Annotated in this window: 13 protein-coding genes; 6 read left to right on the top strand and 7 right to left on the bottom strand. The window is 47.2% G+C overall.

From position 1 onward, the window contains the following. Positions 1 to 664: 664 nt before the first annotated feature. Complete coding sequence (gene polA / locus FJD32_RS22275) at positions 665 to 3,430, bottom strand: DNA polymerase I (RefSeq protein ID WP_140907462.1); 2,766 nt, start codon at positions 3,428 to 3,430, stop codon at positions 665 to 667. A gap of 385 nt (positions 3,431 to 3,815) precedes the next feature. Between polA and elbB the strand changes: the two genes are divergently transcribed. Further along, positions 3,816 to 4,472, top strand: a complete 657-nt coding sequence (elbB, locus tag FJD32_RS22270) for an isoprenoid biosynthesis glyoxalase ElbB (RefSeq protein WP_011718815.1) — start codon at positions 3,816 to 3,818, stop codon at positions 4,470 to 4,472. A 75-nt stretch (positions 4,473 to 4,547) separates the two neighbouring features. Here elbB and glpG read toward each other — a convergent pair whose 3' ends face one another. From glpG to FJD32_RS22245, 5 genes are all read right to left on the bottom strand, one after another. Continuing rightward, entirely contained in the window at positions 4,548 to 5,390 is an 843-nt protein-coding gene (glpG, locus tag FJD32_RS22265; RefSeq protein ID WP_140907461.1) for a rhomboid family intramembrane serine protease GlpG, read from the bottom strand. Next, the gene (glpE, locus tag FJD32_RS22260; RefSeq protein ID WP_011718813.1) at positions 5,387 to 5,692 is read right to left on the bottom strand and encodes a thiosulfate sulfurtransferase GlpE; all 306 of its coding nucleotides are present in this window, start codon (positions 5,690 to 5,692) and stop codon (positions 5,387 to 5,389) included. The genes glpG and glpE overlap by 4 nt, the downstream gene beginning before the upstream one ends. 98 nt (positions 5,693 to 5,790) lie before the next feature. Beyond that, positions 5,791 to 6,816, bottom strand: coding sequence for an L-threonine 3-dehydrogenase (gene tdh, locus FJD32_RS22255; protein ID WP_037429853.1), 1,026 nt, complete (start codon positions 6,814 to 6,816; stop codon positions 5,791 to 5,793). Positions 6,817 to 6,827: 11 nt separating this feature from the next. Continuing rightward, on the bottom strand, positions 6,828 to 8,021 hold the full coding sequence (locus tag FJD32_RS22250) for a glycine C-acetyltransferase (protein WP_055648197.1): 1,194 nt from the start codon (positions 8,019 to 8,021) through the stop codon (positions 6,828 to 6,830). Between the two features lie 259 nt (positions 8,022 to 8,280). Beyond that, on the bottom strand, positions 8,281 to 8,928 hold the full coding sequence (locus tag FJD32_RS22245; protein WP_037424052.1) for a TetR/AcrR family transcriptional regulator: 648 nt from the start codon (positions 8,926 to 8,928) through the stop codon (positions 8,281 to 8,283). A gap of 245 nt (positions 8,929 to 9,173) precedes the next feature. Between FJD32_RS22245 and waaA the strand changes: the two genes are divergently transcribed. Then, a complete protein-coding gene (gene waaA, locus FJD32_RS22240; RefSeq protein ID WP_140907460.1) occupies positions 9,174 to 10,448 on the top strand; it encodes a lipid IV(A) 3-deoxy-D-manno-octulosonic acid transferase in 1,275 nt (424 codons plus the stop codon). Between the two features lie 14 nt (positions 10,449 to 10,462). On the opposite strand, the gene FJD32_RS22235 is transcribed toward waaA, so the two are convergent. Next, entirely contained in the window at positions 10,463 to 11,215 is a 753-nt protein-coding gene (locus FJD32_RS22235) for a 3-deoxy-D-manno-octulosonic acid kinase (protein ID WP_140907459.1), read from the bottom strand. A gap of 88 nt (positions 11,216 to 11,303) precedes the next feature. On the opposite strand from FJD32_RS22235, the gene FJD32_RS22230 reads away from it, so the two are divergent. From FJD32_RS22230 to FJD32_RS22215, 4 genes are all read left to right on the top strand, one after another. Continuing rightward, positions 11,304 to 12,347 carry a glycosyltransferase family 9 protein gene (locus FJD32_RS22230; RefSeq protein ID WP_140907458.1) on the top strand — a complete coding sequence of 348 codons (1,044 nt, stop codon included), beginning with the start codon at positions 11,304 to 11,306 and terminating at the stop codon, positions 12,345 to 12,347. A gap of 52 nt (positions 12,348 to 12,399) precedes the next feature. Next, entirely contained in the window at positions 12,400 to 13,485 is a 1,086-nt protein-coding gene (locus FJD32_RS22225; protein WP_140907457.1) for a glycosyltransferase, read from the top strand. 19 nt (positions 13,486 to 13,504) lie between these two features. Then, positions 13,505 to 14,584, top strand: coding sequence for a CDP-glycerol glycerophosphotransferase family protein (locus FJD32_RS22220; protein WP_109277653.1), 1,080 nt, complete (start codon positions 13,505 to 13,507; stop codon positions 14,582 to 14,584). 145 nt (positions 14,585 to 14,729) lie between these two features. Next, entirely contained in the window at positions 14,730 to 15,689 is a 960-nt protein-coding gene (locus tag FJD32_RS22215) for a glycosyltransferase (protein WP_140907456.1), read from the top strand. Positions 15,690 to 15,742 lie beyond the last annotated feature (53 nt).

Raw genomic sequence — 15,742 nt, 5'->3', positions numbered from 1 at the left:
GCAAACAAGTTGCTGGGGCGCCAGAATTTGGCTCGTCACTAAAAAGTGAAATAAAGGTCTGAAAGATAGAACATCTTAACCTCTGTACCCTACGCAGAGAATAATACGCTATTTATCGCTAAATGGAAAACAGTTTTTTTGAAAAAGTGATAATTGTGTGCGGTAGATCTCAAGTTTTAGGTGAAAAAACCAGCTGCATTTGATCTGGAATTTTCACAAAAAGCATTTAAGCAACTGATTTTGCTAAATTGACCGTATTTTTAGTACAGAATTGATCAATTATTCAGATTTAATGTTTTTACTCTATTTTGGTGATTGTTCCTTGTTGTATCCATCATCGAACGATTGTTTAGGCTTGTCTGGAGTGTCACGCGGATAGAAGGTTGTGCTTATGGCAGAGTTGAAGCATCGAGAATTGAGGGGAGATTGTATTTAGTGACTGAGAACATTGTACAGTGAGTCAAGTGCTGCTTCCTGCTCTTGAGGCGGTTTCGCCATCAAGGTATTCGCCTGAGTAAACAACTTCTTCTCATCTTGTTTTCTGCGACGTCGAGTTTAGCGGCACCTAAAAAGTTACACCAAATATAAAGGCCCATCCTGTAACGGATGAGCCTTAGTATGGGTTAGCAACGTGTGTTAGAAGCTAAAGTCTAGAGTTTGAATGCTAGTGGGCTTGATCCCAGTTATCGCCAATGCCGGCTTCTGCCAGAAGTTCCACGTCCAGATTGGCCGCTTTTGCCATGAGTTCACACACCTTGAGCTTGAGTGTTTCGGCTTTCTCGGCATCGACTTCGAACACTAATTCGTCGTGGACTTGCATGATCATGGCGATTTCACCTTGGGTATCGTTTTTTATCCAATCGGCAATGCTGATCATGGCTTTTTTAATGATATCCGCGGCAGTGCCTTGCATTGGGGCGTTAATCGCGGCTCTTTCTGCTGCTTGGCGGCGCATTGCATTACGATCGCGAATTTCGGGTAAATACAAACGGCGCCCAAATAGCGTAGAGACATAGCCAAGTTCTGCTGCACTGGCTCGTGTTTCTTCCATATACCTTAATACGCCTGGATAGCGGGCGAAGTAAGTGTCGATGTAAGTTTGTGCCTCGTTACGGGGAATATCGAGCTGACGCGCCAATCCAAAGGCGGACATGCCATAGATAAGGCCAAAGTTAACGGCTTTGGCACGGCGACGCTGCTCCGAGGTGACGCTGTCAAAGTCGGTGCCAAATACTTCGGCGGCGGTGGCTCTGTGAATGTCTTTCCCTTCTGCGAAGGCTTTGAGTAAGCCCGCATCTTGGGATAAATGCGCCATGATGCGTAATTCAATCTGCGAATAGTCGGCGGCCAAAATCTTACGTCCTTGAGGCGCAATAAAGGCTTGGCGAATACGACGACCTTCCTCGGTGCGGATAGGAATATTCTGTAGGTTTGGTTCGCTCGAGGATAAACGCCCCGTTGCGGCGTTGGCCTGATGGTAGCTTGTGTGTACCCGACCCGTTTTCGCGTTCACCATTAGAGGGAGCTTGTCGGTGTAAGTACTCTTTAGCTTGGTTAGGCTTCTATGTTCAAGGATCACTTTAGGCAGAGGGAAATCCAATGCCAACTCAACCAACACTTCTTCCGCGGTAGAGGGGGCGCCCTTAGGGGTTTTTTTGATGACCGGATAACCCAGCTTTTCAAAAAACAGCACTTGGAGTTGCTTTGGCGAGCTTAAATTGAATTTTTCACCAGCAATATCATAAGCTTTTGTTTCTAACTCATCTATTTTGCGGGCAAGCTCATCACTCTGTTGGCCGAGCAACATACTATCGATAAACACGCCTTGGCGCTCAATATCGGACAAGATTTGGATCAGCGGCAGTTCAATATCGGTAAAGACCGAGGCTAATTCGGTTTCTTTTTCGAGTCTTGGCCACAAATGTTGATGTAGACGTAGGGTAATATCGGCATCTTCCGCCGCATAAGGGGCTGCTGTTTCCAACGGAATTTGGTTGAAGGTCAGCTGTTTAGCACCTTTACCCGCGATATCTTCGAAGGCGATATTTTTATGGCCTAGGTATTTAAGCGCCAACCCATCCATATCATGGCGTGATGCGACCGAGTTAAACACATAGGATTCGAGCATAGTGTCGAATACCACACCTTGGAGTTGTATGCCTGCATTTGCCAATACGCTGATGTCATATTTCAGGTTTTGACCGACTTTTTTGAGCTTGGCGTCTTCGAGTATCGGGCGCAGTTTTTCGAGTGCAGTTTGCTTGTCTAATTGTTGAGGCGCGCCAACATAATCGTGGGCTAAGGGCAGATAGGCGGCTTTACCCGCTTCAACAGCAAAGGACAGACCAACCAATTCCGCAACCATATAGTCGAGGCTGGTGGTCTCGGTATCCACGGCCATTAATGGCGTTTGTTTGAGTTTGGCAATCCACTCATCGAGTTGAGCTTCGGTCAGAATGGTATCGTATTGGGTTTCAATCGTGACGCTGCGCGTTGATTCTTCTTGGGTTTCTGTCGTTTCGACTTTTGCTGCGGCTGTCGTCGCCTTATTATCTAAGACTTCGGCAAGCCAGCGTTTAAATTCCATCTCGCCGTAGCATTTGATCAGCTCATCCCTGTCAGCGGGTTTGGCTTCGAGTTCATGCCAATCTTGTTCGAGCTCAACATCGGTTTTAATGGTGGCAAGCTCATAGGACAGTTTTAGCATGTCGGCATTGTCGATGATTTTCGCCGCCATGGTTTTTGCGCCCCTAAAGCCTAATTCGGTGACTTTTTCGGGCTCTGCAAGCAAATTGGCGACACTGCCCGCCCCTGTGAGCATAGCTAATGCGGTTTTTTCGCCTACGCCGGGTAAACCGGGAATGTTATCTGCCTTGTCGCCCATCAACGCCAAGAAATCGATAATTCTATCTGGGCCAACACCATATTTAGCCGCAACCTCTTCAGGGCCCATGATGGTATCTGTCATGGTGTTGATCAGCGTGATATTTTCATCAACCAGCTGCGCCATGTCTTTATCACCAGTGCTGATGAGTACAGCGCGGTTTTCGCGGCTCGCTTGGCGAGCGATAGTGCCGATAACATCGTCCGCTTCTACACCTGGAATGGAGATTAAGGGCAGGCCTAAGGCACGAATAATACGGTGTAGTGGTTCAATTTGTGAGCGCAGGTCATCCGGCATGGGGGGACGATGCGCCTTGTATTCTTCATATAAGTCATTGCGGAAGGTTTTGCCTTTAGCGTCGAACACCACAGCGATATGGCTAGGTTGATAACGGCTTAATAAGCTGCGGAGCATATTCACTACCCCATAAACAGCACCAGTAGCTTCGCCCTTTGAGTTTGTCAGGTGAGGAGGCGCATAATAGGCGCGATATAAATAAGAAGATCCATCCACAAGGACAAGTGGGTTATTGGCTATGGTAGGCATAAGTAATTTTCGTTTATCGATGACTTAGATGGCGGTAAGCATGCCACAGATACGGTATTTCAGCCACGGCAAATTGACTCTCAGCCTGTGGATAACTCTGTGAGTGAAAAAGTCAACTGTGAATAATGGCGATGTTTACGGCTTGGTGCGATATTTTTAAGTTGTTGATTTTTATGGTTTTAAAATATTTGTGTGAGTTCAATACTGTTTCTTGAAAAATCTTCCTGATTTGTGGATTTTTTCTTGACTCCGTAAAATGCCTAAAGGCTGCGTTAATTTTCACCGACCCTTAGATTCGACGAACTAAGTTAGCATGATTTTTAAGCAGATCAACCATTTTGTTTACAGTTTGTTAAAACCAAATGACATAAGAAGGATATTTATAATGAAAAAAATCGCAGTATTGCTCAGTGGGTGCGGTGTTTTCGATGGAACAGAGATCCATGAATCGGTTTTAACGTTATTATCTCTGTCGAAAGCGGGTGCTCAATATCAATGTTTTGCTCCTGATATCAATCAGATGCATGTTGTTAATCACTTCACGGGCGAAGTGGACAAGACGGCGACACGAAATGTGCTGGTTGAATCGGCACGTATCGCCCGTGGCGAAGTAAAAGCAACCACCGAACTCGATATTACCGATTTCGATGCACTGGTTATCCCTGGCGGATTTGGGGCGGCGAAAAATCTGTGTAACTTCGCCACTAATGGCAGTGAGTGTGAAGTGAATCCACTCGTTACTGATTTTATTAATGAATTTATTCTAGCGAAAAAGCCTGTCGGCTTTATTTGTATCGCGCCAATGATGATCCCGCGTTTATATGGACACGGCGCTAAGGGCACTATCGGTAATGATGTGGATACGGTAGCAGCCTTTAATCTGATGGGCGGCCATCATCAGGCGGCGACTGTGCATGATATCGTGGTGGATGAGGCGAATAAGATTGTCAGCACGCCCGCTTATATGCTGGCGGGGAACATTGCCGAGGCGCACTCTGGCATCGAGAAGCTGGTCGCCAAAGTATTAGAGTTGGCCAAGTAACGGCACCTAAATGCAGCAGGGTAAGCCTTTGGGCTTACCCGCTTTTTAATCGAGCATGGAAGCAATCAGGGTAAGTTAGCGAGTGGCTTTACTGCGACTATCGAACCAGCCTTGGGCGAGACCTATCAGCAATCCGCCAATATGGGCGCCATTCGCTACTGACACGCCTAAGAAATCCGTAAAGCCTAACACCAGCCAAATCAACATAAATCCCATGTAGGAGGGCGGTAAACCTATTCCTGCTGCGGGTTTACGGATCCCCATGACCCAAGTGTAACCGGCGACGGCATACACTACGCCCGACAGCCCGCCAAAGTTGGGGCCGCTAACATAGTATTGGACGACATTGGGTAAAGTACCGGCGACCAGTAGCAGGATTAACAGTGGGGCTGTACCTATGCGAGTCTCGATTTTTCCACCCAAATACCACCACCAGAGTAAGTTGAAGATGATATGCATGGCCGAAAAGTGCATCAGACTTGGGGTAAACACGCGCCAGAATTGATTAATACTGGTGTCCGGCACCGCACCGAAATAGGAGAGCGTTTCATAAACCGGGCCACCGAAGCCTAAATTCATCGCGGCATAAATCAGTACACAGAGGCCAAAGATGATAAGAGTAACTGGGCCTGCACCTGTGATAAATTGCGCAAAAAGCTGTAAAGAAGGGGCGCCATAGTCGAGCTTAGTATGAGTATCACCATGCTCCCACGAGGCTTGTAAGTATTTGTTATCGTAAGGATGGGCGATAAAATGGGCGAACTCTTTACGGGCCTGTTCGGCATCTTGATCGCGGATAACCAGAATAGCGACTCCCTGCGGCAATGGCTGAATCTGGCAGTCTATCTGTTCACCTTTAAGGTAATCGACAAAGGCCTGCGCGGCTCTGCTGTTGGGGAGTCTGCCAATCTCTATCATGCATTGGCCTCATGCCAAGCGCTAAAGCCACCATCTAGGCTATAGACATCATCAAAGCCTTGTTCACACAGATATTGCGCGGCATTTTGGCTGCTGATGCCATGGTAGCAAACCACCACTAAAGGACTGTCCATATCCGCTTGGCCAATAAAGTGCGCCAGATTCTCGTTATTCAAATTAAATGCGCCATCAATATGGCCGTTGTTAAAGCTGTGACCATCGCGAATATCGACGATTTGCACTGGCTTTGACTCGGTCATTTGCACTAATTGATTAACGCTAAGGTGTTTAAAGGAAGACATAATAAAACCTGAAATAACTGAAAAGGGATAAGCGATGGGATAAGTGTGCAACATGGGGCTGCATGTGTACAGCCCCGTGATTGGCATCGCTGAGAGAATTAATCCCAGCTGAGGATGACTTTACCGGATTGGCCCGAGCCCATAGCGTCGAAGCCTTTTTGGAAATCATCAATCTTGTAGTGGTGCGTGATGATAGGCGAAATATCTAAGCCAGATTGGATCAAGCTTGCCATCTTGTACCAAGTTTCGAACATTTCACGGCCGTAAATGCCTTTGATGACCAGACCCTTGAAGATCACTTTGCTCCAATCAATCGCCATTTCGCCACCCGGGATACCGAGCATAGCGATTTTGCCACCGTGGTTCATGGTATCTAACATGGCGTGGAAGGCTGAAGGTACGCCAGACATTTCTAGACCCACGTCGAACCCTTCGGTCATGCCGAGTTCTTTCATCACGTCTTTCAGGTTTTCCTGAGCCACGTTAACTGCGCGGGTAGCACCCATTTTACGGGCTAACTCTAAGCGGTATTCGTTAACGTCGGTAATGACCACATGGCGAGCACCAACGTGGCGACATACGGCCGCCGCCATAATACCTATAGGACCCGCGCCAGTGATTAACACGTCTTCGCCGACTAAATCGAATGACAGCGCAGTGTGCACTGCGTTACCGAATGGGTCGAAGATAGAGGCTAAATCGTCGCTGATATCATCGGGGATTTTGAAGGCGTTAAAGGCCGGGATAACCAAATATTCGGCAAATGAACCTTCGCGGTTTACACCCACACCTGAGGTGTTACGGCATAAATGGGTGCGACCAGCGCGGCAGTTACGGCAGTGGCCGCAGGTGATATGGCCTTCGCCAGAAACGCGGTCACCAATGTTAAAGCCACGAACTTCTTGTCCGATATCAACCACTTCACCCACATATTCGTGACCTACCACCATAGGTACAGGAATGGTTTTTTGTGACCATTCGTCCCAGTTGTAGATGTGCATGTCGGTGCCACAAATGGCGGTCTTTTTAATCTTGATCAGTAGATCGTTATGGCCCATTTCAGGTTTAGGCGCATCGACTAACCAAATGCCTTTTTCGGCTTTTAACTTGCTTAGTGCTTTCATTTTGTAGGGTCCTAAATAATCGCCATTTCTTTAGCAATACGGGTAAAGGCTTCAATTGCTTTGTCGAGTTGCTCACGGGTGTGGGCCGCCGACATTTGAGTACGGATACGGGCTTGTCCCTTTGGCACGACTGGGAATGAGAAGCCGATAACGTAAATATGTTCTGCTAATAAGCGGTTAGCGAAATCGCTCGCCAATTTGGCATCGCCAATCATCACTGGGATAATTGCGTGGTCGGCACCACCTAAGGTAAAGCCTGCCGCTGACATTTTCTCGCGGAAGTAACGGCTGTTTTCCCATACCGCTTCACGCAGTGCTTGGCCCGATTTGAGCATCTCTAATACATGGATAGAGGCAGTTACAATCGAAGGCGCCAATGAGTTAGAGAATAGGTAAGGGCGAGAGCGTTGACGTAACCAGTCGATGACTTCTTTTTTACCTGAAGTGAAACCGCCCGATGCACCGCCTAAGGCTTTGCCTAAGGTGCCAGTGATAATATCGACTCGACCCATCACACCGCAGTGTTCGTGTGAACCACGGCCGTTTTGGCCAACAAAGCCCACGGCGTGTGAGTCGTCAACCATCACTAATGCACCGTATTTATCGGCTAAGTCACACACACCTTGCAGGTTGGCGATGACGCCGTCCATTGAGAATACGCCGTCGGTGGCGATCAAAATATTGCGCGCGCCAGCTGCTTTTGCGGCGATCAGTTGCGTCTCTAAATCCGCCATATCGTTGTTAGCATAACGGAAACGTTTGGCCTTACATAAACGCACGCCATCGATAATAGAGGCATGGTTTAAGGCGTCGGAAATAATCGCATCTTCGGCATCTAACAGGGTTTCGAACAGGCCCGCGTTGGCGTCGAAGCAAGAAGAGTACAGAATCGTGTCTTCCATGCCGAGGAACTCACTCAGGCTGGCTTCGAGCTGTTTGTGGATGTCTTGGGTTCCACAAATAAAACGGACCGACGCCATACCAAAGCCATGACTGTCTAAGCCTTGTTGGGCGGCTTTTATGAGTTCAGGATGACTGGCTAGGCCTAGATAGTTGTTGGCACAAAAGTTAACAACTTCTTGGTTATTTACTTGAATGGCTGTTTGTTGCGGTGAGGCAATAACACGCTCGCTTTTATATAAACCTTCGGCTTTGATATCCGCAAGCTGTTGATTAATCTGTGCGTAGAATGAGGTAGAGGCCACCTGATATCTCCTTAGTTAACTTTATTCTGATTCTGGGAGTTGCGGCATTCTAACGCTAAACTCTATCGGCCTACAGCCTTTTTTTCATGCAGGTTAGCTAGATAAATTAGTTTAGGGCTAAAGGGGTTGTTACATTATAAAAACTAATGTGCAACATGGTCGGCATGTATGTCGCATCACCGCCAACGGCATGAATTGAGCCCGCATTTAGCACGTTCAACCTGTTGAGTTTAGCGCTAAATGCGACGGCGTCGGACGATTAAAGCGAATCTTGGGTCGCTAACTCGTGGTAGTGCTGCTCTAAACGACAGAAGGTCGCTTGGGAGGTTGGCGTGGCGTAGGCCTTAAAAATCATCAATACCCGCAATACTCCTTCGTACAAAATGCCTTTAGTGATGGTGGACGTGCTCGACTGGGTAAGCTGATAACCAATCCAAAAACTCACAATCATCTTGATGGTGTCGGCAAGTGGGGTGATTTTATCGTTATCAATATTTAAAAAACCATCCTGCTTGAGTTTACCTAGCACGTGACTTGAACGGGTTAATACTTGCTGCTGGGCATGTAAATAACGGCTTTTTAATTCTTCATCACGGGCCAGAATATCGGCCAAGTTGGCGTACATAAAACGGAATTGCCACAGGGTGTAAAACATCGCATCAAAATAGCCGATCAGTTGTTCTACATTGACTTGCTCGCCCTCATAGGGTTGAAACCCCGATTCAAGGTGCGCCTCGTAGAGACTGAAGATCGACTGAATAATATCTTCCTTATTACGGAAGTGGTAATAAAGATTCCCGGGACTCATATTTAGGTGAGCGGCAATATGATTGGTGGTGATATTTCGTTCGCCATGCTCATTGAATAGCTCAAGGCTGGCATAGATGATTTTGTCGCGGGTTTTCATATATTTTCCAAGTGGCTAGTGAACGCTACAAATTGATTAAAGAAGGCTAACCAACGACCGCTACACTGCTGGTAAATTATCCCTAATTTAAAATCGTATGGATTCATCCCAATGAACAAAAATTCAATACGATTGATATCCCCAAACAATCTCAAGAGGCTGAAACTCGTATCTTGAGGACGCTTGGGGATATTATGCTAACATTGCCGCTATTCATCAGGCAAAAACTCATAAGCACGATTTTTATGAATCGATTTTTTTACAGTGTGCTGCTTTATCTATTATCCCCTCTGCTCATTGTCTATTTGGCATTCCGTGCCATTAAAAGCCCTGATTATCGTGGCCGCTGGGGCGAACGCTTCGGATTAACACGACTGGCACCAACGGATTTACTGATCCACTCGGTTTCTATGGGCGAAACGCTGGCGGCGATTCCGTTAATCCGCCAGATCCAACAGGCGCATCCACAGCTTAAGATTACGGTCACAACCTCAAGCCCCACGGGGTCTGCTGAGGTGCGTAAAGCCTTTGGTGATCAAGTGCAGCACTGTTATTTGCCCTTCGATTTGCCTTGGTGTGTGAACCGCTTTCTGCGCCAGTTATCCCCTAAATGGTGCATCATTATGGAGACTGAGCTGTGGCCGAATCTCGTGGCGCTGGCGACTAAGCGCGGCGTGCGCTTGATGCTCGCTAATGCTAGGTTGTCGGCGAAATCGGCGGCGCAGTATGCCAAGCGTCCACAGTTGAGTCGCCCCATGTTGCAACGTTTAGATGTGGTTGCGGTGCAGACGCAAGCCGAGGCGCAGCGGTTTATCGACCTTGGGGTGCCTGCTGATAGAGTCACTGTTTGCGGCAGTTTGAAGTTTGATTTAACTATCACCCCTGAACGATTAACCCTAGCGCGAGAGCTAAGGCAGACTTGGGGGAAAGAGGCGGCGCCCGTGTGGGTGGCTGGGAGTGTTCACCCCGGTGAGTTTGATGCCATGCTGAGCGCCCATAAGCAGCTGCTCGCTAAATGGCCAGAGGCGTTATTGGTGATTGCGCCACGTCATCCTGAGCAGTTTGCGGCGGTGGCCGATGTCGTTGCCAGCCAAGGTTTTGAATTTATGCGCCGCAGTGAGGCTCAAGCTATCACCGCCACGACGCAGGTGCTGGTGGGCGATACCATGGGTGAATTGTTAACCTTCTATGGCGCGGCCGATCAAGCCTTTGTGGGCGGGACGTTAATTGAAAATGGTGGTCATAATCCCTTAGAACCCGTGGCCATGGGCGTGCCTGTGATGGTTGGGCCGAATCATTGGGACTTTGCCCAAATTACTCAAATGTTGGCAGACGCGGGTGGCCTGCGGATTGTGAGTTCAGGCCAAGCGCTCGGGGAGTATTTAATCCAGTATTTTGAGCAACCTGCGTTACGCCAACAAGCCGCAGAGGCAGGCCTTGCCGTGGTAGAGGCTAATCGTGGTGCATTGCAGCGTCAGTTTGCTCTAGCCGAATCCTTACTCTCGCGCCAAACAGCCTAACGCTATTCAGGTGACTAGGCTTGGGGAATAACTGAGTGATAGCCCGAGAGCAAAGCCGTCCAGTCGGCGAGCGTAAAGGCGAGCGTAGGCTGTTTTCCTTGTTCTTTATTGAAGGAACGTAGCAACCTATCAAGGTTCGCCTTCTGCCATTGGGCATGGGGCGTTTTGATTTCACCCCGGTCAAAATCAATTAGATAGAAACGTTCTTGTACGCCATCCGCTTGCTGTGGTTGCCACAAAATATTTTTCGCGTTTAAGTCGGCATGGTAAACGCCGCGGCGATGAAATTGAGCAATGGTGGCGCCGAGTGTTTGCCACTGCTCTGGAGTCATAGTGCCTTTGGTTAACTTGGCGACCAAGTCTTCGGCGCCATCGACTCGCTCGATAATAATGTCGGCACGGTAGAACAAGCCATCGCGCACAATATTGGCGGCAATAGGCTTAGGCACCGCAAATTGCTCGCGGTAGAGCAAGTCAAGCAGCCTTAATTCGCCCATGGCGCGGGTGTTTTCAAGCCCGGTATAGAAGTAGGCGTCCTTACTGAATTTCTCCATCAGGCCACCACGCCAGTAATGTCGCAACACCCAATGGCGCTCGCTAAAGGCCACAAACCAAGTGGTGTAACGTCCCTTGGATGATCCCACTACCGCGGCTTTTTCACGCCAGAAATCCACCGAAAACCAAGCCGGAGTGATGTCTTCTGGCGTATCTTGGCAAAGTGCCATATAGCCATCTGCGGTATTTATGATTTTGATTTGTGCGTTCATGGGAGATTTGTTGACTTAAGCGTGGCACCTGCGGCCATTCTACATTAAGATCCTTAGCTTGCGCCAAATAACCTTAAGAGCTATTCGCTTGAGTTTAAATCCCAACACCATGAATTCTCTCTGCCTGCTTAGGCTATCGGCTATCGGTGACGTCTGTCATGCCGTGGCTATGGTGCAGGCGATTCAACGCCAATATCCCCAGCTCAAAATCACTTGGGTGATAGGCAAGCTCGAATACCAACTATTAAAGCACCTGCCCGGTATTGAGTTTGTGATTTTCGATAAATCCCAGGGCTGGCGCAGTTATCTTAATCTGCATAAGGCGCTGAAAGGCCGTCGCTTCGATGTCTTGTTGCACATGCAAGTGGCGCTACGTGCGACCTTGGCCTCCCTCGCGATTTCGGCAAAGGTTCGGGTCGGATTCGACCGCGCCCGCGCCAAAGAAGGTCAATGGCTGGTCACCAATCATAGGGTCGAACCTTTAGCTGAGCCCCATGTGCTGGACGGCTTTATGGGATTCGCCAAGGCGATTGGCGTTAGCGACATCACCCCGAGTTGGAATATTCCAGTCCCTCAGGCGGATACTGAATTTGCCCAGCGTCAGATTGCCGATGGCGAGAAGGTATTGGTTATTTGCGCGGCCGCCAGTAAAGCCGAGCGTAATTGGCTACCCGAGCGTTATGCCGCCGTGGCGCAACATGCGGTGAATAAGGGTTACCGAGTCATTCTCTGCGGTGGCCCAACAGCACTTGAAAAGACATTGGCCGACGATATTGCCAATGCATGTTCTGCCAAACTCGATAACTTAGTCGGTAAAACCAGTTTGACTCAATTGCTGGTTCTGCTGAAACGCGCCAGCCTAGTGCTAGCGCCCGATACTGGCCCTGCACACATGGCGGTCACGCAAGGGACGCCTGTCATAGGTTTATATGCCCATTCCAACCCAAGCCGCACTGGGCCTTATTTATCGCAGCAATATGTGGTGAGTGCCTACCAAGAGGCCATCGCCTCACAGCAAAGCGGTGAGGTGAAATGGGGCACCCGTGCTAAGGGTGAGCACCTTATGGCGCTAATTAGTGTTGACGCTGTGATAGAGAAATTTGATCAGGTTATTCAGCAGACACACAGTTAACCACTGTTAGCTTGTCACCCTGAGTTTTAGATTATCGTTTAGGAGAAAAATCATGCGGATAGCCATAGCCATCGACAGTTTAGCGGGTGGTGGAGCCGAGAAGGTCATGATTACCTTGGCAAAGCAGTTTATTAGCCTAGGGCATGAGCCGCATTTTTTGGTCATGGAAGATAATCGTTATTACGAAACCCCAGACAATTTACCTGTTCATCAATGTTTTGCCGACAAAGATAAAGATTATGACCACTTCGGGCGCCTAGGGGCATCGGTCGATAAATTACGGGCAAAGATTGCCGAGATTGAGTCCCGAGTCGGTAAGTTCGATCTGTTTTTATCCAATCTTGATAAAACCAACTTGATGATGACCAAAACCGGGGTGACACCACTCTATGTGATTGTGCACTCATCAGTTGAAGAAGAATTGAGTCGTCAGTTTAAGTTAGGCCCCTTCGCCTACTATAAGAAACTGCGGGCGAAAAAAGCGCTCAATGGCCAGCATTTGATCACTGTGTCCAACGGCATCGCCAAAGAGATTCAAGCTAAGGGACGCTTGCAGCCTGCATCAATGCGAACTATCTACAATCCATTTGAATTTAATGAGATTGTTGATCAGTCACAGCAAGATAATCCGCAAATCCCTCAGGGTGACTATTTGATCCACGTGGGACGTTTTGCTAAGCAGAAGCGACACGATGTGTTGTTTGAGGCCCTTAAACAGACCCAAAATCAGTTACCCGTGGTGCTGTTATGTCATAACCACAAGAAGGCGATTAAAGCGGCGAAGAAATACGGCATCGAGAAGCGTTTAATCATTCCTGGATTCCAGACTAATCCTTTTCCTTGGATCAAACGTGCTAAAGCTCTGGTGCTGAGTTCCGATTTCGAAGGATTGCCGACGGTATTAATCGAATCCTTAGCCTGCGGCACGCCAGTGGTCAGTACCGATTGCCCACATGGGCCTAATGAGATTTTGACCGGCAATTTGGCTCCCTATCTTGTGCCCCGTCGTAATCCTGCTGCCTTGGCCAAGATGATTGACGCCGTGGTCGCCCAGCCGCCATCCCTCGACAATGTGGAGATTTTAGCTAAGGTGGATGCGACTGCGATTGCCGAACAATATCTCGCGCTAGCGAAATAATTTACCCAAGGAGAAAGCGGTGGAAGCGCGTAAATCAAATAAAAGACGTTATTTGTTCTACATAGCACAGAACTATTCCTATGCGATGCTAAGGCCGCTGCAGCAAGTGATTCTGGCGCGTGGCGATGAGGCGTGTTGGTTCCTCGAAGGCCGTGAGGTCGACCCCAAATTCCTTAAAGCGGATGAAAAACGCTTACCCGATATCGATGCCGTTAAGGCATGGAAACCCGATGCCGTGTTCGTGCCGGGTAACGTAGTGCCAAGCTTTATCCCTGGAGTAAAAGTGGGGGTGTTCCACGGTTTTAATGCGGGCAAAATGAATCATAAGGGGCGAGAAGATCACTTCGAAATCCGCGATTGCTTTGACTTGTATTGCACCCAAGGGCCGGCGACGACGTTGCCTTTCCTTGAGCTAGAGAAAAAAATCGGCACCTTTACCGTGGCCGAAACGGGCTGGCCAGCGCTCGATCCTTTATTTATTGAAAATAAAGATAATCCTTACATTAAGCCCGATGATCCTCGGCCTGTAGTGCTGTTTTGCTCAACATTCTCCCCCAGTCTGACCTGTGCGCCTGAGGTATTCGAGCAGATTAAAGCCCTGTCGCAAAAGAGCCAGTGGCGCTGGCTGGTACAATTCCACCCTAAGATGAAGCCAAGTATTGTTGAGCAATACAAGACTCTCGAAAATGAGAATCTGCAGTTTGTGGAAACCGACAACGTGATCCCGCTTCTGCAGGCGGGAGATGTGATGCTCTGCGATACCTCCTCGATTTTATTGATGTTTTTAATGCAGCGTAAGCCTGTGGTGACCTTTAAAAATCAGTCACCGAAGGCGCATTTAATCGATATTAACCGAGTCGAAGAGATTGAACCTGCACTCACTAGAGCGCTTAGCCGCCCCGATGATTTGATGGCGCATATCCATGATTATTGCAATCAAATCCACCCCACGGGAGATGGTCAGTCTAGCCAGCGTGTACTCGCGGCGACCGATGCCTTGATCGATAAGGGAACCGCTTGGCTTAAACCTAAGCCATTGAACCTACTGCGACACTTTAAAATGCGCCGCAAGTTAGGCTATTGGAAATTGTTTAGCTAATTGTTTCATGAATGTCTGATTTGTGTTTTTTATTTGGTTTTGTGATGGCGTATATAATATAGAACTGTATTATCATAAAGTTTATTTTTATGTTATTTTACTGTGCTTGAATAATTGAAAAGACGTCTTTAGGATTGAAGTGAATATGGAAATTTCAAATATACACCCTGTAATTTCTGTTATTATTCCAGTTTATAATGTTGAGAAGTTTTTAAGAAGATGTTTGAAAAGTGTTGTGTCGCAGACATTTAAAGACTTTGAAGTTATTTGTGTTAATGATGGTTCACCTGATAATTGTGATGTTATTTTAGATGAATATAAAAAATACGATGCAAGAATTAAGATTGTAAACCAGAATAATCAAGGTGTATCAGTCGCTCGCAATACTGGCTTAAACGTAGCTCTAGGTGATTACATTTTTTTTATCGATCCAGATGATGCGATACAACCGCAAACATTAGAGATAGCCTATTATTTTGTGCAAAAAAATAAAGCGGATTTGGTTGTTTGGCAGAGTGTTTATTCTGATGGCTTCGATCATCCAGATAAAAAGTTTGAAATTGAAAAAATAAATTATAAAGTAATCTCGGACCCTTTATATCATAAAAATAAAAAGCCTTATAAAATTGGATCGGTTGTGTGGAATAAGTTATATAAGAAACAGCTTGTTAAAGGGCTTTATTTTATTCCTGGAGTCAACTATGAAGATATCTCGTACAGTTTCTCCATTTTAGCAAAACGTCCAAAGACAGTCGTTATTCCAACCCCATTATATCTATACACAAGGTATGAGAATTCGATAACACAACAAAAGCCAACTCCAAAGCTTATTCGTGATTATCACATAGTAATCAACTCGATCTACAACACTTACCAAAAAAACTTAGGAAGTAAGGAGTTAAGCCATATAAAAAATACTTTGATGCGGCCTCTTTTAAGTTATCAGCTCAAAAAATGTAAGCAAGCAGGATTGGAACAACAAGCTGAAATGTTACCAGCATTTGCAGAAGAGTTGAGAGATCTTGATAGCAAAGGTTTGCTTACATGGCGCGGGCATCGTCTTTCACGATATATAGCTTATAAAAAACTCATGAAAACTATTTAGTTTTTATGATGATAATAGTCGTTAGTTAATACTCGTATTGTGTATATTTATTG

Source organism: Shewanella sp. LC6 (genome assembly GCF_006385735.2).
Taxonomy (GTDB): domain Bacteria; phylum Pseudomonadota; class Gammaproteobacteria; order Enterobacterales; family Shewanellaceae; genus Shewanella; species Shewanella xiamenensis.
The sequence above is the reverse complement of the archived record's forward strand: the minus strand, read 5'-3'. Positions and strand labels throughout refer to the sequence as shown.

Bases quoted from the DNA above. Each gene is read 5' to 3' on its own strand.
- polA (WP_140907462.1), bottom strand. From the start codon at position 3,430: ATGCCTACCATAGCCAATAACCCACTTGTCCTTGTGGATGGATCTTCT.
- elbB (WP_011718815.1), top strand. From the start codon at position 3,816: ATGAAAAAAATCGCAGTATTGCTCAGTGGGTGCGGTGTTTTCGATGGA.
- glpG (WP_140907461.1), bottom strand. From the start codon at position 5,390: ATGATAGAGATTGGCAGACTCCCCAACAGCAGAGCCGCGCAGGCCTTT.
- glpE (WP_011718813.1), bottom strand. From the start codon at position 5,692: ATGTCTTCCTTTAAACACCTTAGCGTTAATCAATTAGTGCAAATGACC.
- tdh (WP_037429853.1), bottom strand. From the start codon at position 6,816: ATGAAAGCACTAAGCAAGTTAAAAGCCGAAAAAGGCATTTGGTTAGTC.
- FJD32_RS22245 (WP_037424052.1), bottom strand. From the start codon at position 8,928: ATGAAAACCCGCGACAAAATCATCTATGCCAGCCTTGAGCTATTCAAT.
- waaA (WP_140907460.1), top strand. From the start codon at position 9,174: ATGAATCGATTTTTTTACAGTGTGCTGCTTTATCTATTATCCCCTCTG.
- FJD32_RS22235 (WP_140907459.1), bottom strand. From the start codon at position 11,215: ATGAACGCACAAATCAAAATCATAAATACCGCAGATGGCTATATGGCA.
- FJD32_RS22225 (WP_140907457.1), top strand. From the start codon at position 12,400: ATGCGGATAGCCATAGCCATCGACAGTTTAGCGGGTGGTGGAGCCGAG.
- FJD32_RS22215 (WP_140907456.1), top strand. From the start codon at position 14,730: ATGGAAATTTCAAATATACACCCTGTAATTTCTGTTATTATTCCAGTT.